The sequence below is a fragment of the Dactylosporangium vinaceum genome (assembly GCF_019904175.1).
Classification (GTDB): domain Bacteria; phylum Actinomycetota; class Actinomycetes; order Mycobacteriales; family Micromonosporaceae; genus Dactylosporangium; species Dactylosporangium vinaceum.
In genome coordinates this window covers 4,279,946-4,301,236 of sequence record NZ_CP061913.1, presented here as the reverse complement: position 1 = coordinate 4,301,236, position 21,291 = coordinate 4,279,946, and the positions used below count along the sequence as shown (strand labels likewise).

Annotated in this window: 16 protein-coding genes; 4 read left to right on the top strand and 12 right to left on the bottom strand. The window is 71.3% G+C overall.

Annotation, left to right across the window (positions count from 1 at the left end; all coding sequences use genetic code 11):
• Window positions 1–3: 3 nt before the first annotated feature.
• Both Dvina_RS19030 and Dvina_RS19025 read right to left on the bottom strand, forming a co-directional pair.
• The gene (locus tag Dvina_RS19030) at window positions 4–1,113 is read right to left on the bottom strand and encodes a tetratricopeptide repeat protein (RefSeq protein ID WP_223103808.1); all 1,110 of its coding nucleotides are present in this window, start codon (window positions 1,111–1,113) and stop codon (window positions 4–6) included.
• An 86-nt stretch (window positions 1,114–1,199) separates the two neighbouring features.
• Window positions 1,200–2,648, bottom strand: coding sequence for a non-reducing end alpha-L-arabinofuranosidase family hydrolase (locus Dvina_RS19025; protein ID WP_223103807.1), 1,449 nt, complete (start codon window positions 2,646–2,648; stop codon window positions 1,200–1,202).
• A gap of 656 nt (window positions 2,649–3,304) precedes the next feature.
• Between Dvina_RS19025 and Dvina_RS54310 the strand changes: the two genes are divergently transcribed.
• Window positions 3,305–4,411 carry a polysaccharide deacetylase family protein gene (locus Dvina_RS54310; RefSeq protein WP_246656309.1) on the top strand — a complete coding sequence of 369 codons (1,107 nt, stop codon included), beginning with the start codon at window positions 3,305–3,307 and terminating at the stop codon, window positions 4,409–4,411.
• Between the two features lie 122 nt (window positions 4,412–4,533).
• On the opposite strand, the gene Dvina_RS19010 is transcribed toward Dvina_RS54310, so the two are convergent.
• Entirely contained in the window at window positions 4,534–6,318 is a 1,785-nt protein-coding gene (locus Dvina_RS19010) for a hypothetical protein (RefSeq protein ID WP_223103806.1), read from the bottom strand.
• Between the two features lie 302 nt (window positions 6,319–6,620).
• Here Dvina_RS19010 and Dvina_RS19005 point away from each other — a divergent pair, with 302 nt between their 5' ends.
• Window positions 6,621–7,529 (top strand): NAD-dependent epimerase/dehydratase family protein, encoded by a 909-nt coding sequence (locus Dvina_RS19005; RefSeq protein ID WP_223103805.1) that lies wholly within the window; start codon window positions 6,621–6,623, stop codon window positions 7,527–7,529.
• Window positions 7,530–7,557: 28 nt separating this feature from the next.
• Here the strand turns inward: Dvina_RS19005 and Dvina_RS19000 are convergent, their stop codons facing one another.
• The 3 genes from Dvina_RS19000 to Dvina_RS54305 all read right to left on the bottom strand — a co-directional run bounded on the left by Dvina_RS19000 (window position 7,558) and on the right by Dvina_RS54305 (window position 10,066).
• Complete coding sequence (locus tag Dvina_RS19000) at window positions 7,558–8,271, bottom strand: class I SAM-dependent methyltransferase (protein ID WP_223103804.1); 714 nt, start codon at window positions 8,269–8,271, stop codon at window positions 7,558–7,560.
• A gap of 305 nt (window positions 8,272–8,576) precedes the next feature.
• On the bottom strand, window positions 8,577–9,410 hold the full coding sequence (locus Dvina_RS18995) for a class I SAM-dependent methyltransferase (RefSeq protein ID WP_223103803.1): 834 nt from the start codon (window positions 9,408–9,410) through the stop codon (window positions 8,577–8,579).
• A 122-nt stretch (window positions 9,411–9,532) separates the two neighbouring features.
• Complete coding sequence (locus Dvina_RS54305) at window positions 9,533–10,066, bottom strand: hypothetical protein (RefSeq protein WP_246656720.1); 534 nt, start codon at window positions 10,064–10,066, stop codon at window positions 9,533–9,535.
• On the opposite strand from Dvina_RS54305, the gene Dvina_RS18990 reads away from it, so the two are divergent.
• Window positions 9,951–11,102 (top strand): MFS transporter, encoded by a 1,152-nt coding sequence (locus Dvina_RS18990; protein ID WP_246656556.1) that lies wholly within the window; start codon window positions 9,951–9,953, stop codon window positions 11,100–11,102. The two genes, Dvina_RS54305 and Dvina_RS18990, sit on opposite strands and share 116 nt — an antisense overlap.
• A gap of 166 nt (window positions 11,103–11,268) precedes the next feature.
• Here Dvina_RS18990 and Dvina_RS18985 read toward each other — a convergent pair whose 3' ends face one another.
• The 4 genes from Dvina_RS18985 to Dvina_RS18970 form a co-directional block, all read right to left on the bottom strand.
• Window positions 11,269–13,290, bottom strand: coding sequence for an APC family permease (locus Dvina_RS18985; RefSeq protein ID WP_223105599.1), 2,022 nt, complete (start codon window positions 13,288–13,290; stop codon window positions 11,269–11,271).
• 5 nt (window positions 13,291–13,295) lie between these two features.
• Window positions 13,296–13,730: a hypothetical protein gene (locus Dvina_RS18980; RefSeq protein WP_223103801.1), complete on the bottom strand. Its 435-nt coding sequence runs from the start codon at window positions 13,728–13,730 to the stop codon at window positions 13,296–13,298.
• A gap of 131 nt (window positions 13,731–13,861) precedes the next feature.
• The gene (locus tag Dvina_RS18975) at window positions 13,862–14,536 is read right to left on the bottom strand and encodes a response regulator (protein WP_223103800.1); all 675 of its coding nucleotides are present in this window, start codon (window positions 14,534–14,536) and stop codon (window positions 13,862–13,864) included.
• A complete protein-coding gene (locus Dvina_RS18970; protein ID WP_223103799.1) occupies window positions 14,533–15,924 on the bottom strand; it encodes a sensor histidine kinase in 1,392 nt (463 codons plus the stop codon). Before Dvina_RS18970 ends, Dvina_RS18975 begins: the two co-directional genes overlap by 4 nt.
• Window positions 15,925–16,104: 180 nt before the next feature.
• Between Dvina_RS18970 and Dvina_RS18965 the strand changes: the two genes are divergently transcribed.
• Complete coding sequence (locus tag Dvina_RS18965; RefSeq protein WP_223103798.1) at window positions 16,105–18,006, top strand: potassium transporter Kup; 1,902 nt, start codon at window positions 16,105–16,107, stop codon at window positions 18,004–18,006.
• A 19-nt stretch (window positions 18,007–18,025) separates the two neighbouring features.
• Here Dvina_RS18965 and Dvina_RS18960 read toward each other — a convergent pair whose 3' ends face one another.
• Window positions 18,026–18,715, bottom strand: a complete 690-nt coding sequence (locus Dvina_RS18960) for a response regulator (RefSeq protein WP_223103797.1) — start codon at window positions 18,713–18,715, stop codon at window positions 18,026–18,028.
• The gene (locus Dvina_RS18955; protein WP_223103796.1) at window positions 18,712–21,291 is read right to left on the bottom strand and encodes a sensor histidine kinase; all 2,580 of its coding nucleotides are present in this window, start codon (window positions 21,289–21,291) and stop codon (window positions 18,712–18,714) included. The genes Dvina_RS18960 and Dvina_RS18955 overlap by 4 nt, the downstream gene beginning before the upstream one ends.

Here is a 21,291-nt window from a genome sequence, read left to right as displayed (position 1 = left end):
GCATCACCGGCCGCTCGATCGCACCAGCCGCAACTGCTCGCGCGCCTGCCGGGTCCGCGGATCGCCGGGCCCGCGGGCCCGCTCCCAGCCGGCCAGGACGGCCCGGCATTCCTGTTCGGCCTCGTCCCGCCGCCCGGTGTTGAACAGGATCGCCGCCAGGTTCTCCCGCGTCGCCAGCGCCTCAGGGTGATCGGCGCCGAAGATCGGCTCCAGGCCGTCGAGGACCGCCCGCAGCTCGCGGATCGCCTCGGCGTGACGCCCCACCTCATGCAGAACCGCGGCGAACGTCCCGCGCGCCTGCAGTGTCTCGACGTGGCCGGGGCCGAACCGGGCGGTGTAGCCGTCGAGCACCGCCGGGAACGCCGCTATCGCCGCCGCCGCGTCACCCAGACGGCACAGCAGGACGGCATGGTTGAACCGGGCAGTGAGCGCGACCCCGGCGGTCGCCGGCGACCCACGCTCCGCGTCGGCGGCGGTGGCCCGGTACAGCGCCTCGGCCCCGGCGAGGTCGCCGCTCGCGCTCGCGACCGCCGCCAGCAGAAGCCGGCTGGCCAGGGTGTCGTGGTGCGTGTCGCCGAGCACCGCCGAGCGATCCCGCAGGGTCTGCCGGGCCAGCCGTTCGGCCTCCGGCAGGTCCCCGAGCTCGAGCAGTGTCCTGGCCAGCCCCGACGCGCTGTGCAGCGTCTCCGGATGCCGGGGACCGAGCGTGGCCGTGCGGCGCTGCAGCACGTCCCTGTGCAACGACGCGGCCTCGTCGGGCAGGTCCACGGTCAGCAGGCTCGAGGCCAGTTCGTGCCCGGTGCGCAAGGTCTCCGGATGCTCCGGCCCGAGCGTCACCCGCCGGCCGGCCAGCACCTCGCGGTACAGCCGCAGCGCCTCCTCGAGACTGCCCTCGGCCCAGAGGAGCCCGGCCAGCTCGTCGATCGCCTCGAGCGTATCGGGGTGTGTCACCCCGAGCGTGCGCTGGAGGTGATGCGCGACGATCCGGGCCCGCCCGGCGGGTGTCAGCGTGAGCTCGACGTCGATCTGTGGCACCTCCCCCGGCGCCCGCCCCACCTCGATCCGGTAGGACATACCCTCTCCCGGCACCTCGCCCGTCACCGCGTCCCCCATGGTGCCAGCATAGTGCCGTTCATCGATCCGGTCGCCGGGCCGCAGGCGATCGTTCATCGCCTGCGGCCTCGGCAATGACGGCGTCGTCAGCGCTGCAGGGTGAGCAGGCCTGGCCGGTAGGGCAGTTTGCCGTAGTCCGGGTAGCTGCCCGGGGCATAGCCCTGGTAGAGCAGTTGCAGGTGGCACGGGTCGACGGTCATGGTCTGGTCGGCGGTGGCGCGGACCAGGTCACCGTGGCTGATGTCGTTGGTCCAGGTGGCGCCGCTGTTGGCCTTGCCGGCGAAGGGGTTGCTCTCGGTGGCGGCGTTGGGAGTCCACGAGCCGCTCAGGCTGGAGGAGGTGAACGAGCGGAAGTAGCGGCCGCGACTGCCCATCGCCTCGACGATCATCAGGTACTGGTTCTGGCCCTGGACCTTGTAGACCTGGACCGCTTCGAACAGGTTGGCCTGGGTGTCGCTCATGATCGTGGTGTAGCTGGTGCCGAAGTTGCCGGGGAAGTTCCCGATCGGCATCGACGCGCGATAGATCTTGCCGTTGTCGCCGGCGAAGAACAGGTACATGTTCTGGCTGTCGCCGATGATGGTCTGATCGATGACCCCGGTGCCGGAGCCGGAGATGCTGCCGGTGAACAGCGGCTGGGGCGAGGACCAGCCGTTGGGGTTCGTCGGGTCGCTGGAGGTGCGGTAGAGGAACGGCCACGCGCCCCACTGGTAGGTCAGCACCCAGATGTTCTTCGGGGCGAAGTAGAACAGTGTCGGTGCGACAGCGCCGGACGACATGGCGTTCTGGCTCGCCGAGGCCATGTCCGACCAGTCGGTGAACAGGCCGAAGTTCATCGAGCTGTACGTGGAGCCGTTGTCATGGGTGGTGGCGTAGACCAGGTGCTTGCCGTTGTACGGCACGGCGGTGAAGTCCTTGAGTGACACCCAGCCCGACTTCGGCGTCGCCAGCGGGCCCGAAGACGTCCATCGGTACGACGACGGCAGGGTGCACGTGCCGCTCGAACTCGGGCTGGTGCTCGCGCTCGGGCTGACGCTGGCGCTTGGGCTGGTGCTGCGGCTCGGGCTGGCGCTGGATGAGCCGGGGGAGCTGGGTGCACTCGGCGAGCCATCGGTCGGGCCGTTGCACGGGGTGCCGTTGAGGGAGAATGCCGTCGGCACCGGGTTGGAGCCGCTCCAGGACCCGTTGAACCCGAAGGTCGCGTTCCCGTTGGTCGGGATGGCGGCGTTGTAGTCGGCATTGGTGACGGTGACCTGGGCGCCGGATTGGGTCACGGACCCGTTCCAGAGCTGCGTGACGGTCTGCCCGCCGGCGAACGACCAGGCGAGTCGCCAGCCGTTGACGGCTTCGCCGTAGTTGGTGATCGTGACGTTGGCGTTGAAGCCGCCCTGCCACGAGCTGGAGATGGCGTAGTCGACGCGGCAGCCCGCGGCCGCCTGGGCGGCGTTCGCGGTCAGCACTGCGGTGGCACTGGCCACGGTCAGGCCGACCGAACAGGCGACCACCACCAATGGCCGACGACGAGAGAACTGCATCGATCCTCCGTTGCGACGGGGTGCAAGGGGACGCGTCGCGCCACCTTGTGCGGTTCGTCCGGAGCGGACGCCAAAGACGGCGCGCAGCCTTCCGGGACATCGGGCTTCGCTGATCCGGGGAAAAGCCTCGACTTCATCGGCTCTGGCGGCCGCACCGGCGAAACAGATATTCGCGAATGTTATCGCTCACATATTCGCCGTCAAGATGACGGGCGTCGCTGAGCCGTCCCGTGAGCGTCCGGCCTCAGCCGCCGGCTCGACCCGTGCCCCGCTTCAGAACCGCGGCGATCCCACGTGGCGCTACGCCTGCCGCGCCGGCGATGCCCCAGCCCGCGGAGGGCGCCGACCGCGAACGGTTTCGGGCGCCTTAACCAGACGCCCCACCCGACGCTGAAACTTCCACCACGGCGCGATCCGGCCACCCGGGCCGAACACCGCCGCTCCTCACGCCGAGCCGAGCGTGAAGATGCCACGCACAATCGCAGCTCGACGAGTATCAATTTTCGAAACACCAGTGGGCTGAGCTGGGGTTTCGAAACTTTGACACCGCCGCCGAGGTCACCCAATACTGGGGCCGCATCGACAGCTGTCAAACCGGCCGCCAACCGGTTCGTTGCATGACGCCCCTATACAGAAGAAAGGCGCGCACCATGAATATGCGTAGCCGTCTGCTCGCCACCGCAGTCGCTGTCTCGACAGCCGCGGCCATCACCACCGTCGTCGCCTGGTCCGCCTCCCCGGCGAACGCCGCGACCTGCAACGGGTACGTCGGGCTCACGTTCGACGACGGGCCCGGCACCAACACCGGCAACCTGCTCAACACGCTGCGCCAGAACGGGCTGCGGGCCACGATGTTCAACGAGGGCCAGTACGCCGCACAGTACCCGGCGCAGGTCCGCGCACAGGTCGACGCCGGCATGTGGGTCGGCAACCACAGCTACACCCACCCGCACCTGACCCAGCAGAGCCAGGCGCAGATCGACTCGGAGGTCTCGCGCACCCAGCAGGCCATCGCCAACGCCGGCGGCGGCACTCCGAAGCTCTTCCGCCCGCCGTACGGGGAGACCAACTCGACCCTGCAGTCGGTCCTGTCACGCTACGGCCTGACCCAGATCATCTGGGACGTCGACTCGCAGGACTGGAACAACGCCAGCGTGGACGCGATCGTCCAGGCCAACGCCCGGCTCACCAACGGCCAGATCATCCTCATGCACGACTGGCCCGCCAACACAGTCGCCGCCATCCCGCGCATCGCCCAGGGCCTCGCCGCACGCAACCTGTGCGCGGGCATGATCTCGCCGCAGACGGGCCGGGCGGTCGCCCCCGACGGCACCACCCCGACCAGCCCGCCGCCGGTCTCGGCGCCGGCCTCGACGCCCCCGCCGTCCGGTGCCAAGCGCATCGTCGGCGCGCAGTCGGGCCGGTGCGTCGACGTGCCGAACTCCTCGGCTACCAACGGCACCCGCGTGCAGCTGTACGACTGCCACGGCGGGACGAACCAGCAGTGGACCCTCACGTCGAGCCGGCAGCTGACCGTGTACGGCACCACGTGCCTGGACGCGGCCGGCTCCGGCAACGGCGCGGCCGTGCAGATCTACAGCTGCAACGGCCAGGCCAACCAGCAGTGGAACGTCAACAGCAACGGCACCATCTCCGGCGTGCAGTCCGGCCGGTGCCTCGACGTCTGGGGCACCGGCAACGGCCAGCAGATCCAGCTCTACGACTGCAACGGCCAGGCCAACCAACGATTCAGCCTCAACTGACCCGCCGTGCCGCCGGTGGTCGAACGACCACCGGCGGCATCTTCAGCCGCTGTCGCCGACCTACCATCGCGCGTATGGGTTCGAACATGTGCGCATGACAATGGTGTGCTCGCTGATCTGCCTCAACGGTTGGTCATCCAGGTACGGAGGTTGGCGACGAGCAACGCACCTGCGGCGAGGATCAGCACGGCGGCCGCACCGGCTCGCCAGTTGCGGACGACGACCTCGACGGCGCTCAGGACGGCGAAGACGATAACGCCGACCGCGGCCATGGTTGCGGTGAACCGTACCAGCCGGCCGCGGGCGGCCGCCTCGATTGCGAGCATGATCGTGATGAGGCCGGCGGAGGACCAGAGAAGGCCGACCGGTGGGCTGATCACGACGAGCGCGGTCCCGGCAAGCAGGATCGACACTGACGCTGCCGACCAGATTGCCAGGAACCGCTGGCGTGGGGTGTCGGCGGTGAGCGGAAGAGCCCGGCAGCGCAGATGCGCATGGGGAGGATCGACGGGCGGCTGGGTGCCCGCGTGGCGGATAGCGTCGAGCTCCTCGCGGACGGCGGCCTGCTCGGCCCGCAGCCGGGCGAGGGCCTCGGTGCCGTCCCGGTGTGGGCCGGACCGGCCGCGGCGGGACTTCTCGGTGCCGGCGTTGCCCGCGAACGCCGCCCTGGCCCGGTTGCCGGCACGGGATGCACGCGCCGCCTGACGGCGGTCGTCGACCTCGACGGCGAGCTCCGCCAGGCGCTGTCGCAGCCGGCTCGCGCGACGCTGCAGCAGCGCAGCGCCGTGCTCAACGGTCGGGTACTCGTCGTCGAGGCCGGCCCACACTACAGGATTCGCCCACCCCGACCGGACCGCTCCGTCTCGCTCGTAACGGGGGCCGGCCGGCGCCCGTTCGCCTCCGAAATGGTCCCGCGTGTCCAGCCCCCACAACCCGCGATAGTTGCGGACCCACGGCGTGTCGTCGTCGATGAGTACCGGATGCCAGGCGCGGCACTCGCCGACCCCGATGCCCACGCCGTCGCCGCGGTGGTAGTCGATGAACGGGAGCCCGGCGCTCGTCTGCGGTGCGTCCCCGGTCCAGGGCAGCAGCGCCCGGCTCACCTGCCGCGATCTGGCCCGCAGACCGTTCAGCCAGGTCGGGGCCACAGTTGTCACGTACTCGCCGGGCAGGTACGCGCCGGCGTGCGATCCGGCCCCCGCATAGACCACCGGATGCGCGCCGACGAATTCGATGTCCGGATCATCCCACCGCCGACGCCGGTCGTCGCCGACCTCGTCGTGGGCCGAGAACGCCACCCATGTGGGACACAACAAGCCATCGAAGGTCTCCGCGAGGAAGATCGTCACTTGTTCCCAGTCGGCCTCGTGGTCGTTGATGCCGCTGAACGTGGAGCGCCAGTCGTTCATCGGGTAGAAGTACCAGTACTGCAGTGCGATGTAGCCGCCGTCGCGGAATACCCTCGCGTAGTAGGGATGCGTCTCGTCCTGCATGTGCGCGGCATACAGGTGGTGCGCCGCGGCCCGGGTGCCGCCCGGCACCGTGCCACGCAGCAGCAGCGACACCCGGAGTCCGGCATCGACGAGCCGCGCGAACAGCCCGACGGCGGCGAAGCGGCTACTCGGTCGGAACGCCGGCTGCGCCGCGTCACGACGCCACCGCCGGTAGTCGGCACCGCGCAGCGGGCGGTCGACCAGCCGAAGGTACAGGGCATCCCCGCCGAACCGACTCCCTGCTGCGGCCAGCCGCTCCAGCGTCAGCTCACCCACCTTCGCCAGGCACTCGTCGGATCGTCCACCTTGGCGCCGTCGCCACAGGGTGGCCCGACCCACGTAGGCACCGACTGCGGTCGGCAGGAACAGCTCTCCTGCCGTGTACCGGATCACCGGCTCATACGCCCGAAGCAAGGCGAGGTCACCCTCACCCGCATCAGACGCGGCCCGGACATCGGCCATGCCGCCCCTTCCAAAACGTCTCAGCTCGCGACGGTACCCACGGTCAGGCGTTTCATCCGCCGAATCGGCGCCGCGTCGGACGTCGCCGGAACCACCACAGCCGACACCTCATCCAGAAGATGTGGGCCGGTATGGCTTGCGCCGCAGCGGAACGCTGCGTCACAGGTGGGCCGCCGAGGTCGCCTCCGCCCGCCTCGCCGCGGCCGGCAGCGGCGGAGGCTGGCCAAGACCGGCTCCAGAGTGGACGATGGGGCGTGCGCATTCTCGTGGTGGGTGGCAGCGGTCTGGTCGGGGCGAACGTGGCGGCGGTGCTGCGCGAGCGCGGCCACCAGGTGACCATCCTGGCCCGGACGCCGGCCGACGGCGTCGAGCACGCCCTCGACACCACCACCGCGACCGTCGACGAGCTGCGGACAGTGCTCGCCGGCCATGACGGGGTCGTGGCCGCGACCCGCGCCGACGAGGCCCGCCCGCTGCGTAAGCCGATCCGTCCGGTCCTGCACGCGGAGATGGTCGAGCCGGTCGAGCGGCTCTTCGCGGCCGCCCGCGCCGAAGGGCTCACCCGGGGCGCGCTCATGGGCTCGTATTACACGTACTTCGCCCGCACCCGGCCCGAGTGGCATTTGCCGGAGCGGCACGAGTACATCCGCGGCCGCGTCGAGCAGGCCGCTGGGGTGCGCGCGGCGGCCGGTCCCGGGTTGCCCGTCGCGGTGCTGGAGCTGCCGTTCGTTTTCGGCCGCGCCGGGGACCGGCTCCCCAACTGGGCGCCCGCCCTCGGCTCGTGGGCGCGCTCCCGCTCGCCGCTTGTCGCCCCCCGCGGTGGTACCGCGGCCGTGTCCGCCCGCAGCGTCGGCCTGACCACCGCCGAGGCCCTGGAGCAGGCCGACGGCGCCGATCTTCCGCTCGCCGACGAGAATCTCACCTGGGCCGAGATGTTCGCGCGTATCGCCGCTGCCGTCGGCCGCCCCCGCGCGGTCCGGCGCCTCCCGGCTCCGCTGCTGCGCTCCTCGTTGAAGCTCGGCGGCTGGTCGCAGGCGGCGGTTGGCAAGGAGTCGGGGCTCTTTCCGGGGCGGCTGGCCGGTGTCCTGCTGGCCGAGCTCTTCATCACGCCGACGACCGGGCGCCCGCTCGGGACCGCGGTCGAGGAGACCTTCGCCGGATGAGCACACTCCGCCGTCGGCGCCGGCGCGGCTAACCCTTCGGCCGGGCGAGCATGCATTCGAACGCGAGGGTCTCCGGATGCGTGTCAGCCGCGGACAATGCCCCGAGCCGGTCCCGGAGCGTGGCCTCGAAGGCCGCCTTGCGGTCACCGAGCACCATGGGATTGCAATATGACGTCGAGTACAGGTAACCCACGATCTCGTCGGCCGTCCAGTCCTTCTCGGCGTTGTACTGCCGGGACTCCACCACGAAACCGGCCCGCTCCAGGTAGTCGTCGTGGCGGCCGGCCGCGACGAATGACTGGTTCCCGGCGCGGCGCCGCTCGCCGACGTATTCGCGGATCGTCTGCACCGCGACGGTGTGCCAGGGCGCCCGCTCCTCCCATACGTCGCTGCCCCCGCCGAGCAGGGCGAAGACGCCGGAGCCGGTCAGCCATGCCCGGACCCGCCCGGCGAGCAGTTCGCGGTCCATCCAGTGAAATGACGATCCCGCGACCACGAGATCGGCGGACCCGGCCGGCAGGTCGAGGGACTCGGCCGCTCCTACCGTCCACGCCACGTTGCGGATCTGCCGCTCGGCCGCCTTGCGCTCGGCGAGGGCGACCATGCCCGGGTCGATGTCGATCGCCGTCACCGTGTCGAACACTGCGCTCAGCGGCAGGGCGACCTCGCCGGTACCGCAGCCGAGGTCCACCAGCCGCCGGCCGTGCGTGCCGACGCTGAGCTCGACCAGGTCGGTCAGCATCCGGCTGGGATACGCCGGCCGGTATTGCGCGTAGTATTCGGCAGTACCGGCAAAGATCGGCGAATGCATCGTCTTCCGTCATTCCTTTGCAGCGGCTGGCCGGACGTCGGGACCGTATCACGGGCCTCGCGAAAGGCGGCGCAATTCACACCGCACTCCTCCGGCGGCCCAACAGCCGGCGCCGTCACATCGAAGCGACGAGCGGCAACGTCGATCGACCTCTCTGGTGCAGCACGTGCGCGGACGTCCCACTGACGGCGGGCGGGTCGTCCGCTGCACCAGGGCGCGGCAACGACCCCACGGCCTCACGGCCGCTGCCAGATCCAGATCTCGGTGTCCGGCAACTGCTCGCTGAACACGCCGTCGGGCGACGTCTCGAGCAGCCGGGCCCGCAGGTCCCGCTCGAAGTCGCCGATCCGGTCGCCGAACAGGTGCGGTGCCGAGTCCGAACGGGAATAGACCCAGGCGACGATGTCGTCCACGGTGCGATCGACCGGCGCGCCGGCCGGCACCGGCAGGCGCCGATAGCCCTCGAATCCGGCCCCCTCGACGATCGCGCGCTCCCCGCTCTGCGTGCCGAACCGCAGGAAGCCCTGTCCTGCCCGGCGCACCTCACCGAGGTAGGAGCGCACGAGCGCCGCTATAGCCTCGAACGGCGGGGCCGGATGCGGCAGCGACGCCGGGTCCACCGCGGAGTCCTTGCGCTCGCTGACGTGCACGAAGTATCCGCCAGGCTCGATCATCTCGAACGCCGTCGCGGACACTTGCTCCCGGTCGGTCCAGTGGAACGACTGCGCGAAGAGCATCACGCGGAACGTGCCCAGCCCGGCCGGAAGGTCCTCGGCCCGCACCTCGCCCCAGCTTGCGTTGCGCACACCGAGCCGCTCGGCCCGGCGGGCCGCCTGGACCAGCATGTCGGGGTCGGGGTCGATGCCGACCACCTCGGCGAAGTACGGGGCCAGCTCCAGCGCCACCAGGCCGGGGCCACACCCGACGTCGAGCAGGCGGCCCTGTCCGTGCTGACCCAACTCCTCGGCCAGCCGCTGTCCGTACCCGGGCGCATACGGCAGGCGTCCCTGCTCGTAGTAGGCGGCGCTACCGCGGAACAGCGTCTGATCCCACTGCCAGCCCTCGGGCATCTGCACTCCCCTTCTCAGACCGACTCCTATTGATGGCCATCTTGCCGTGCGCGCACAGCCGGCTCGACCGCCACGCATACCGCATCAGGCCGGACGACGGTTCATGCAACGGCGCTGCGGACTCACTCGAAATGGTGAACAAAACCCCGCCGCTTCTGCGCGGAGGAGCTTATCGGTTGTGCTGTGACGCGACAAATCATGGCGGCAACCGCGCCGCGGCGCGCGGCACCGGCCGTCACCACCGCGCTGACCAGGAATTCTGGCGCACAGCCGGTCGCCCCGGCATCGGGCGACGAGACCGGGAAGCGTCTGGACATCGTCTCGTCTCGATTGTTCGGGCAGCGGTCTTTCGCACGAAGTTGAAACATCCCCGTGGTGCTGGCATTGTGGCAACACGTGCCCAGAATTGCAGCATCCGGTGGCCGGGAAACCGGACCGGCAGCCAATGATGAACAATCGGTTGCCGGCACTGGCCACGACGGTTCCCGGCCGCTGCGTTCGGTCCCCTTCCGATGGTTCTTCACCGGCCGCACGATCTCGCTGGCCGGCAGCTCCATGTCGCAGGTCGCCCTGGCGTTCGGCGTGCTCGCCCGGACCGGCAGCGCCGGATGGGTCGCGGCGGTCACCAGCACCGCAATGGCGGCGACGATCGCCACGATGCTCCTGGGCGGCGGGATCGCCGACCGCTACCGCCGCTCCACCGTCCTGGCCCTGACCAGCCTCGGCGCCGGGATCGCCCAGGCCGGGATCGCTGTCCTGCTGATCACCGGCCGGCCCCCGGCGCTGCTGCTGCCGTTCGCGCTTGCCAGCGGCACGTTCCAGGGTCTCACCACACCCGTCCTGCGCGGGATCATCGCCAACCTGGCCAGCGGCCGCGGGCTGCAGCAGGCCAGCTCGCTGCTGGCCTCCGCGAGCAACCTCACGCGGATCGTCGGCCCGGCCGTCGCCGGCCTGCTGACCGCCTCCGTCGGCGGCGGCTGGGCGGTCGCCGCCGACGCCGCCTCGTTCCTGTTGGCCGCCGCCTGCTTCGCCCGTATCGCGATGCCCCGCCCGCCGAAGCGGGACGGCGACGGCCCGAGCATGCTCGGCGACCTGCGTGAGGGCTGGGAGTACTTCGCGTCGCAGCCGTGGTTCTGGTCGGTGACCCTGGCCTTCGCCATCTTCAACGCCACCAACCGGGGCGTCTGGCAGGTCCTGGGCCCGGTCATCGCCTTCCACACCATCGGCGCTCCGGGCTGGGGCCTGGTGCTGAGCGCCCAGGGGATCGGTGCGCTGTTCGCCAGCGTAGTACTGGTGAAGGTGCCCCTCCCGCGCCGGCCGCTGCGCCCGGCACTGACCGCGATGGCGCTGGCCGCTCTGCCCCTCGTCCTGCTCGGCGGCGGCGCGGGCCTGCTCTGGCTGGCCGGGGTGTCGCTCCTGGCCGGCGCGGCCTCGGAGTTCTTCACCGTGACCTGGCAGACGGTCAACTACACCTACATCTCCGAGCGGCTGCTGTCCCGCGTCGGTGCCCACGACGAGTTCTGGTCGTTCGTGTCCTACCCACTCGGACAGATCTCCGCACCGCTGCTCGCCGCCGCGTTCGGCACGGCGGCGGTCGCGCTCTCCGGCGGCACGGCGGCGGCGGTGGCGATGCTGTGCGTCTCCCTGCTGCCGCTGTTCCGGCGGATCGAGATCCGCCCCGGCGAACCGTGACCCGGCCGGCTCGCCGACATCGGCGCCCGGATCGCCGCGGCCCTGCACGCGGCACACTCGGCGGGCGTGCTGCACCGCGACGTCAAACCCGGCAACACCCCGGTCTACGCGGCGCAGGAGTTGCTCAACGGTGCCGACCCGACCCGCGCCACCGCCCTGCGCACCCTTACACGTCGGCCGGGTGCCGGTCGGCTTCGAGGACGACGCCGCGGCGCAACGGGCTGCGGGCGGCTTGTTCGCGGCCCGCCCGGCCGAGGCGCTCGCTGCGGATGTCTGCGGAGGCGAGCTGCCACGGGACGCTGATGACCATGACGCCGGGTTCGAACAACAGGCGGAGTTTGAGGCGCAGGGCGCTCTGGTTGTGCAGGAGCTGTTCCCACCAGCGGCCGACGACGTACTCCGGGATGTAGACGGCAACGATGTCGCGGGGTGCGGCGGTGCGCAGGTCGCGGATGTGGTGCAGGACGGGGCGGGTGATTTCACGGTACGGCGAGTCGATGAGCGTGAGCGGAACGCTGATCTGCCACTGGCTCCAGTCCTGCTGCAGGCGGCGGGTGTCCTCGTCGTCGATGTTGACGGTGATCGCGGTGATGGTGTCGGGGCGGGTGGCGCGGGCGTAGGTGAGGGCCCGGACGGCGGGCCGGTGCAGCCGGCCGACGAGCACGAGGGCGTGGACCCGGGCGGGCAGGATCATGTCGGTGCGTTGCGGCTGCAGCTCCTGGCCGACGCGGTCGTAGTGGCGGCGGATGGCGGACATCAGGAGCACGAAGACGGGGACGGCGATGACGACGAGGTAGGCGCCCTCGGCGAACTTGGTGATGAGCACGATGACCAGGACGACGGCGGTGAGCGCCCCGCCGACGGCGTTGATGGTCTGGGAGCGGCGGGTGCGGCGGCGGGCCAGCGGATCGCGTTCGTTGGTGAGGGTCCGCTGCCAGTGCCGGACCATGCCGAGCTGGGAGAGGGTGAAGGCGGTGAAGACGCCGAGGACGTACAGGTGGATGAGCGCGTCGACCGAGGCCTTGTAGGCCAGCAGGAGCCCGGCGGCGGCGAGGGCGAGGGCGAGGATGCCGTTGCTGAAGGCGAGGCGGTCGCCGCGGGTGTGCAGCTGGCGGGGCAGGTAGCGGCGTTGCGCGAGCAGCGCGCCGAGCTGTGGGAAGCCGTTGAAGGCGGTGTTGGCGGCGAGGACCAGGATGAGCGCGGTGGCGGCCTGGATGAAGTAGAACGGGATGGAGCCGGCGCCGAAGACCGCGGCGGCGAGTTGGGCGATCACCGTGCGCTGCGGCGTCGCGGCGCAGTTGCCGGCGAAGCCGACGAGGTCGCAGGTGTTGTCGGCGTAGTGCACGCGGGCGCCGATGGCGAGCAGCGTGATGCCGCCGAACATGACGATGGCGATGAGGCCGATGAGGCCGAGGGTGATGGATGCGTTGCGGCTGGCGGGGCGGCGGAACGCCGGGACGCCGTTGGAGACCGCCTCGATGCCGGTGAGGGCGGTGCAGCCGGACGAGAACGCGCGGAGGGCGACGAACACCAGCGCGAGCCCGGCGAGGCCGCCCGAATGGGGCGCGATCGCGAAGTTCGCGCTTTCGGCAACCGGTGGGTGCCCGGTCATGAAGCGCAGCGCGCCGACGCCGACGACGCCGACGATGCCGATGATGAACGCGTAGGTGGGAAGGGCGAAGGCCTTGCCGGATTCCTTGACGCCACGCAGGTTGACCGAGGCAAGCACCAGCACGGTGACCATCGCGATCGGCACCCGGTACGGGTTGAGCGACGGCGCGGCGGAGATGACGTTGTCGATGCCGGAGGCGACCGAGACGGCGACGGTCAGGGTGTAGTCGACCATGAGCGCGCCGGCGGCGACCAGTCCGGCGACGGGGCCGAGGTTGCGGGTGGCGACCTCGTAGGAGCCGCCGCCGTCCGGGTAGGCGTGCACGACCTGCTGATAGGACACGACGACCACGGCAAGCAGGACGACGACGGCGAGGGCGACCCAGGGCGTGAGGTACAGCAGCGCGAGGCCGCCGACGGCCAGGACGCGCAGGATCTCCTGGGTGGCGTAGGCGACGCTGGACAGGGCGTCGGAGGCGAAGATCGGCAGTGCCAGCCACTTGGGCAGCAGGGTGTGTCCGAGCCGGTCGCTGCGCACGGGGCGGCCGAGGAGGAGGCGTTTGGTCAGCCCGGGCATCGAGGTCACGGTCGAACGCTAAGGTCTTGGCGGTCGGGGCCCGCGCCGTCTTGATGACTTCTTGATGCGTGACCGTCGCCACCGGCCGCGGTCTCGCTGAGCAGGGCACGGAACGGACGTAGCCGGCGGTGCCGGCGCCAGGCGAGCCGGGCCTGGCCCAGCGACAGGCCGAGGGCGGCGCCACCCGCCAGGGCGAGCGTGAAGGGGTAGTCGATGGGCGTGCTCCACGCCAGGGTGCCGGTGTGGTGCTGCAGGAAGCCGTTGCCGAAGGCGAAGGCGAGCGTGGCGCAGCCGAGGGCGGCTCGCGGGTCGGCGACCCGCTCGGCGATCACGGTCACCGCCGCGGCGAGCAGGGCCAGCCGCAGTCCCGGCGACGGGATCAGCCACGCGTCGAGACAGGTGAACGCGACCAGGAGCAGCGCGGCGGCGAACAGGTTCATGGCCCATGCGGCGTCATCGGAAGTCGTTTTGCCGGTCACTCGTCAAGCGCACCACCGCGCGGCCGCCGATCGACGAATCCTAACGATGTCTTGATGCGGACGGGCCGGATTTTGATGCCCTCTTGATGCCGTCACGGTTCGAAGCGGTACCCCATGCCGGGTTCGGTGAGCAGGTGCCGGGGGCGGGCCGGGTCGACCTCGAGCTTGCCTCGAAGCTGCGCCAGGTAGACGCGAAGGTAGTTGACCTCCGTCTCGTACTGCGGCCCCCACACCTCGCGGAGCAGCTGGCGGTGGGTGACGAGCTTGCCGGCGTTGCGGACGAGGACCTCCAGAAGGTGCCATTCGGTCGGGGTGAGCCGCACCGGCGCGCCGTCGCGCTCGACCCGGCGGCCGGCCAGGTCGACGGTGAATGCGTCGGTATGCAGGACCGGGGCATCACCGTCGGGTGCGCCGCGGCGTAGCGCGGCCCGGACCCGCGCCAGCAGTTCGTCGATGCCGAACGGCTTGGTGACATAGTCGTCGGCGCCGGCGTCGAGGGCGTTCACCTTGGCCTGTTCGGCGTGCCGGGCGGAGAGCACGACGATCGGGACCTTCGACCAGCCGCGGATGCCGGTGACGACCTCGATCCCGTCGATGTCGGGCAGGCCGAGGTCGACGATGACCAGGTCGGGGCGGTGCTGGCCGGCCAGGGCCAGCCCGGAACGGCCGTCCGGGGCCAGCAGCACCTCATAGCCGCGCGCGGCGAGGTTGACCCGCAGCGCGCGCAGCAACTGCCGGTCGTCGTCGACGATGAGCACGGTGCTCACGTCGTTGCCTCACCGGCGACGGGAAGCTCGATGGTCATGGTCAGACCTCCGCCTGGCGTGTCCGCAGGGTACAGCCGGCCGCCCATGGCGTCGATGAAGCCGCGAGCAATGGCCAGGCCGAGGCCGAGCCGCCCGTCGGCGGAGGAGTCACCGAGGCGCTGGAACGGCGCGAAGACCCGTTCCCGCTCGGCCGCGGGGAGGCCGGGGCCGCGGTCGACGACGGCGACGCTGACGACGCCGCCGCCCGCGGTGGCGCGCACCGCGATGCGATGTTCGCCGTCGGCGCGCAGCGCGTTGTCCACCAGGTTGGCGATGACCCGTTCCAGCAGGCCGGGGTCGGCGAACACCCGCGGCAGGTCGTCGGGGACGTCGACGGCGAGCCGGTCGCGGCCGGCGCTGAGCGCCGCCCGGGCGACGACCTCGTCGACGGCGACGGGGCGCAGGTGCGCCGACAGCACGCCGGCCTGCAGCCGCGACAGGGCCAGGAGGTTCTCGATGAGGTCGTCGAGCCGGTCGGCGGACTCGAGGACGGTGGCGACGAGCTCGGCCCGGTCCGCGTCGGTGAAGGCCACGTCGGGGCTGGCCAGGCTCGACGCCGATGCCTTGATCGCGGCGAGCGGGGTGCGCAGGTCGTGGCCGACGGCGCGCAGGATGGCGGTGCGCAGCCGGTCCACCTCGGCGAGTTGCTCGGCGCGGGCCGCCTGCACGGCGAGGCGCTGGGCCTCCAGCGTGCGGGCCGCGCCGGCGGCCAGGCGGGCCAGCAGCGCCCGGTCCTCGCCGATCGTCGCGGGTGACTCGGCCACCAGCAGGAGCCCGTTGCCGGCGTCGACCCGTAGCGCGGGCGGTCCGGCGAACGGCGGCCCCGCGTGGGCGACCGGCTCCTCGCCGTCCCAGAGCGCCAGGGCGGTGAACCCGAACGTGGCACGCAGCCGCTCCAGCAGCCGCTGCAATGACTGCTCCTCGACTGGCTCGGCGGTGATCCGGGCCAGCAGCCGGGCCTCCAGTCCACTGCGCACGGCGGCCGCGCGCTGGGTGGCGGCCAGATCGACAAGCACGCTGACGGTCACGGCGACCAGGACGTAGACCACGAGGGCGGTGATGTTCTCCCGGTGCGCGACCGTCAGCGTGTGGTAGGGCGGGGTGAAGTACCAGTTGATGAGCGCGTCGCTGGCGACGGCCGCGGCGATCGCCGGCCACGTGCCGCCGACGACCGCGACGATGACCACCGCGACCAGGTACACCAGCACCGCGGAGGGCAGCGCGACACTGGCGCTCTCGCGCAGCCGCAGGCCGATGAGTGTCACCGCACCGAGCAGGACCGCCGCGGCGACCAGGCCCCAGGCGGGCCGTGGCCGCCAGCTGAAACCCGGACGCTCGTCAGCCGGCATGGTGTGGTGCGCTCCCTCCCGACCGCCATGGCCGCTCGTGCTCGATGCTACGAACTGCGGCGGCCGATCCGGTGTTCCTTCACGCGTTCTTGATGCGCGTTAAGAAGTCATCAAGATCCGTGCGGTGCGGTTCCTGTACCGGCGAACGTGGGGTTGAGTAGCTGCCGCATCGACCACTGGATGGAGCCGAACCTGAACACGCGGAGAGCCAATCTGGCCCTGACCCTGGGCGCCCTGGGTGTGGTCTACGGCGACATCGGCACCAGCCCGCTGTACGCCATGCAGACCGTCTTCGCCCTGGACAACGGCATCGTCCGCCCGAGCGCCGCCGACGTCTACGGCGTGGTGTCACTGGGGTTCTGGTCGATCACCCTGATCGTGTCGATCAAGTACGTGGTGTTCATCCTGCGGGCCGACAACGACGGTGAGGGCGGCGTCATGGCCCTCGCCGCCCTGGCCCGCGATGTGCTGCGCAGCACGAAGGGCCGCGGTCTGGCGGCGGTGATGACCCTCGGAGTGCTCGGCGCCGCCCTGTTCTACGGTGACAGCGTCATCACTCCCGCCATCTCGGTGCTGTCGGCGATCGAGGGCCTCGAGGTCACCTCGCCCCGGCTCGAGGTCGTGGTCCTGCCGGCCGCCGCGATCATCTTGACCGTCCTGTTCGCCGGCCAGCGCTGGGGCACCGGCCGGGTCGGTGCCGTGTTCGGACCCGTCATGGTCGTCTGGTTCGGCTGCCTGGGTCTGGCCGGGGCCGTCGAAGTGGTCCGCCACCCCGGCATCCTGGCCGGCCTCTCGCCGAGCTATGCGGTCCTGTTCATCGTCGACCGGCCGTTCATCGCGTTCATCGCCGCCGGCGCAGTGGTCCTGGCCATCACCGGCGCCGAGGCGCTCTACGCCGACATGGGACACTTCGGCCGCGCCCCGATCCGCCGCGCCTGGTTCGCCGTGGTCTTCCCGGCCCTCACCCTCAACTACCTCGCCCAGGGCGCGCTGATCCTGCGCTCACCCGGCAGCCGCAGCAACCCGTTCTTCCTGCTGCTGCCGGACTGGGCGCGGCTGCCGATGGTCCTGCTCGCCACCGCCGCCACCGTCATCGCCTCGCAGGCCGTCATCTCCGGCGCGTTCTCCGTCTCCCGCGAGGCGATGCGGCTGGGCTTCCTGCCGCATCTGCGCATCCGGCAGACCTCGAACCGGGAGTACGGCCAGATCTACGTCCCCGGCGTCAACTGGGTCCTGTTCGCGGCGGTCCTGGTGGTGGTCTTCGCGTTCGGCTCCTCCACGCGCCTGGCCACCGCCTACGGCGTCGCCGTCACCGGCACCTTCCTCATCACCACCACGCTGTTCCTCATCGTCGCCCGGGTCCGCTGGCAGTGGCCCACGTGGCGGGTCGCCGTCGTCGGCGCCGTGCTGGGCAGCATCGAGCTGACCTACTTCACGGCCAACCTCACCAAGGTCGCCCACGGCGGCTGGCTCACCCTGCTGCTCGGCGCGGTCGTCTTCACCGCCATGGTCACCTGGCAGCGCGGTCGGCAGCTCGTCACCGCCCGCCGCGTCGAGCTCGAGGGCCCGCTCCCGGCCTTCATCGACACCCTCCACGCGGCCGACGTCCGGCGGGTCCCCGGCACCGCGGTGTTCCCGCATCCGAACAAGGACACCACCCCCCTTGCCTTGCGGGCCAACGTCGCTCACAACCACGTCCGGCACGAGCACGTCGTGATCATCTCCGGCCGGACGGCGAACGTACCGCACATCCCGTGGGACGAACGCCTCGTCATCGACGACCTCGGCGACCCCCACGACGGGATCATCCACATCGCGGCCACCTTCGGCTTCCAGGACTCGACGGACTTCCCCGAGGTGCTGCGCCGCGCGGCCGGTCATCCCCTCACCGTGGGTATCGACCCGCAGCAGCCGTCCTGGTTCGTCTCGAAGATCGCCCTGCGGCGCACCGACCAGCCGGGGATGGCCGCCTGGCGTAAGCGGCTGTTCATCGCCCTGGCCCACAACGCGTCCAGCCAGGCCGACTTTCTGCACCTGCCCGAGGCGAGCACCATCGTCCTCAGCGCCGAGGTCCCAGTCTGACGACCGTGCGTCGCGGTGATCACGGTTGGAAGCGGTAGCCCATCGCCGGCTCGGTGAGCAGGTGCCGCGGATGTGCTGGGTCGGTCTCCAGCTTGCGGCGCAGCTGGCCCATGTACTGGCGCAGGTAATGTGTTTCGCCGACATACGTCGGGCCCCACACGTGCTGCAGCAGTTCACGATGACCGACGAGCTTGCCGGGGCTGCGCACGAGCAGGCCGAGGATGCGCCACTCGGTGCGGGTGAGGTGCTGGCGCTCCCCCGAGCCGTCGATCCGGCGCGCGTCGCGGGCGGCGAGGTCGATCTGGTAGTGACCGACGCGGACGGTCGGCACCGTTTCCGGTTCGGCGCGGCGGCGGGCCACCGCGCGGAGCCGGGCCAGCAGCTCGTCGACGTTGAACGGCTTGGTGACGTAGTCGTCGGCGCCGGCGTCGAGGGCGGCGACCTTCTCGCCGCTGCCGAGGCGTCCGGACAGCACCACGACCGGCACCGGCGTCCAGCGGCGCAGGGCCCGCAGCACCTCGATGCCTTCGATGTCGGGCAGGCCGAGGTCGAGGACGACGACGTCGGGGTGTACCTCGGCGGCCGCCTTGAGCGCGGTGGTGCCGTCGCCGGCGGTGACCACGTCGTACTCGCGGGCCTGCAGGTTGATCCGCAGGGCGCGCAGCAACTGCGGCTCATCGTCGACGATCAGGACGCGGGTCCGGCTCATTGGTAGGCCTTGCCGGGTCTGCGCCGGTTCAGACGATCGAGCAGCGCCGGGTCGGCCGGGTCGGTGCTCGCGGTCTCGGCACTGGGCAGGCTCACGGTCATCGTGAGGCCGCCTCCGGGCGTGTGTTCGGGCTGCAGCGTGCCGCCCATCGCCTCGGTGAGCCCGCGGGACAGCGCCAGGCCGAGGCCGACGCCGGAGGCGTTGTCACGGTCGCCGAGCCGCTGGAACGGCTGGAAGACGCGATCGCGGTCGGCCGCCGGGATGCCGGGGCCGTGGTCGATGATGCGGATGTCGACCAGGCCGGCGTGCTCGCTGACGCCGATCAACGGCGGGTTGCCGGGCGGGCTGTGCCGGACCGCGTTGGCCACGACGTTGACGAGCACCCGTTCGAGGAGGGCGGAGTCGGCGTACACCTCGGGTAGCTCGTCCGGGACGTTCATGCGCACGGCGGCGGCGGGCGGGCCGAGGTCGTCGAGGGCGCGGTACACCGCGTCGGCCACGCTGACCGGCTGCGGGGTCATCGCGAGCGCGCCCGCCTGCAGCCGTGACATGTCGAGCAGGTTCTCGACGAGGCGCGTGAGCTTGTCCAGGGACTCCTCGGCGGTGGCGAGCAGTTCCCCGGTGTCTTCGGGTGAGAACGTGACGTCGGGGCTTCGCAGGCTGCCGATGGCGGCCTTGGCGGACGCGAGGGGCGTCCGCAGGTCGTGGCTGACCGCCGAAAGCAGCGCGGTGCGCAGCCGGTCGACCTCCGCCAGCGTCTGCGCGGCGGCGGCCTGCCGGCCAAGGTGCTGCTGACGCAGCGCGATCTCGGCATGGGCGGCGAACGCCTCGACGAGTCGCCGGTCGGCCGCTTGCAGCGGATGTCCGCGCAGCACAAGCGATGCGGTGTCATCGATGGGAACCTCCGACTCACCGTCGGCCGGCGAGGTGCAGGGCGGACCGCCGACCGTGGCGGCGATCCGCCACGACTCGTGGACGGCCGCGCGTTCCAGCAGGGTGACGCTGGTCAGGCCGAATGACTCACGGACCCGCTCCAGCAGCGCCTCCAGCGGGTTGTCGCCGTGCAGGACGCTGCCGGCGAGGGTCGCCAGGGTCTGCGCCTCGGCGGAGGCGCGGGCGGCCTCGCGGGCGCGCCGGGCGGCCCGGTCGACGACCGAGGAGACGGCAACGGCGACGAAGACGAACGCGACGAGGGCAAACACATTCTCGCGCTCGGCGATCGTGAACTGGAACAGCGGTGGGGTGAAGAACCAGTTGAGCAGCAGAAAACCGCCGACGGCGCACAGCAGCGCGGGCAGCAGCCCGCCGACGAGCGCAGTCGCCACGGCCAGCACCAGGTAGGCCAGGATGTCGCTGGGCAGAGCGAGCTCCGGGCGCAGCGCGTCGAGGACCACGGTGAGCAGCGGCAAGCCGGCCACCGCGACGCCGAAGCCGAGCAGGCGGCGGCGCCGGGTCAGGCCGCCGCGCGACCGGCTCCAGCCGGTGCGGCCCCGGCGTGCCTCCTCGTGGGTCACCAGGTGTACGTCGATCGAGCCGGACTCGGCGGTGGTGGTGACGCCGACGCCGGGCGAGAAGATCTGGGCGAGACGGCCGCGGCGGCTGGCGCCGAGGACGAGCTGCGTGGCGTTGACGCCGCGGGCGAAGTCCAGCAGCGCGGTGGGGATGTCGGCGCCGAGAACCTGGTGGTAGGTGCCGCCGAGGGACTCGATCAGCAGCCGCTGCCTGGTCAGGTTGGCCGGGTCGGCCCCGGCCAGGCCGTCGCCGCGCACGACGTGCACAGCCAGGACGTCGGCGCCTTTGGTCCGGGCGGCGACGCGGGCCGCTCGGCGGATGAGCGTGTCACCTTCGCGCCCGCCGGTGAGCGCGACGACGACCCGCTCGCGGGCCTCCCAGGTCGTGTCGATGCCGTTGTCGGCGCGGTACCGGTCGAGCTGCTCGTCGACCTTGTCGGCCAGCCACAGCAATGCCAGTTCGCGCAGGGCGGTGAGGTTGCCGACCCGGAAGTAGTTGCCGAGCGCGGCGTCGATCTTCTCGGGCTTGTAGATGTTGCCGTGGGCCATCCGGCGGCGCAAGGCCTCCGGGGTCATGTCGACCAGCTCGATCTGCTCCGCCCGGCGCACGATGGCGTCGGGAACGGTTTCCCGTTGCGGTACGCCGGTGATCTGTTCGACGACGTCGTTGAGCGACTCGAGGTGCTGGACGTTGACGGTGGTGAGCACGTCGATGCCGGCGTCGAGCAGCCGCTCGATGTCCTGCCAGCGCTTGGTGTTGACGCTGCCGGGCACGTTCGTGTGGGCCAGCTCGTCGACGAGCGCGACGTCCGGACGGCGAGCGAGGACGGCCTCGAGGTCGAGCTCGGTGAACGTCGCGCCCCGATAGGTCATCGGACGGCGGGGCACGGTCTCGAGGCCGTCAAGCATGTTCTCGGTGAAGGGTCGGTCGTGGGTCTCGACAACGCCGACGACCACGTCGGTGCCGCGTTCGCGCCGGCGCCGCCCCTCCTCCAGCATCTTGTAGGTCTTACCGACGCCGGGGGCTGCGCCGAGGTACACCCGCAGCGTCCCGCGCGCCGCCAT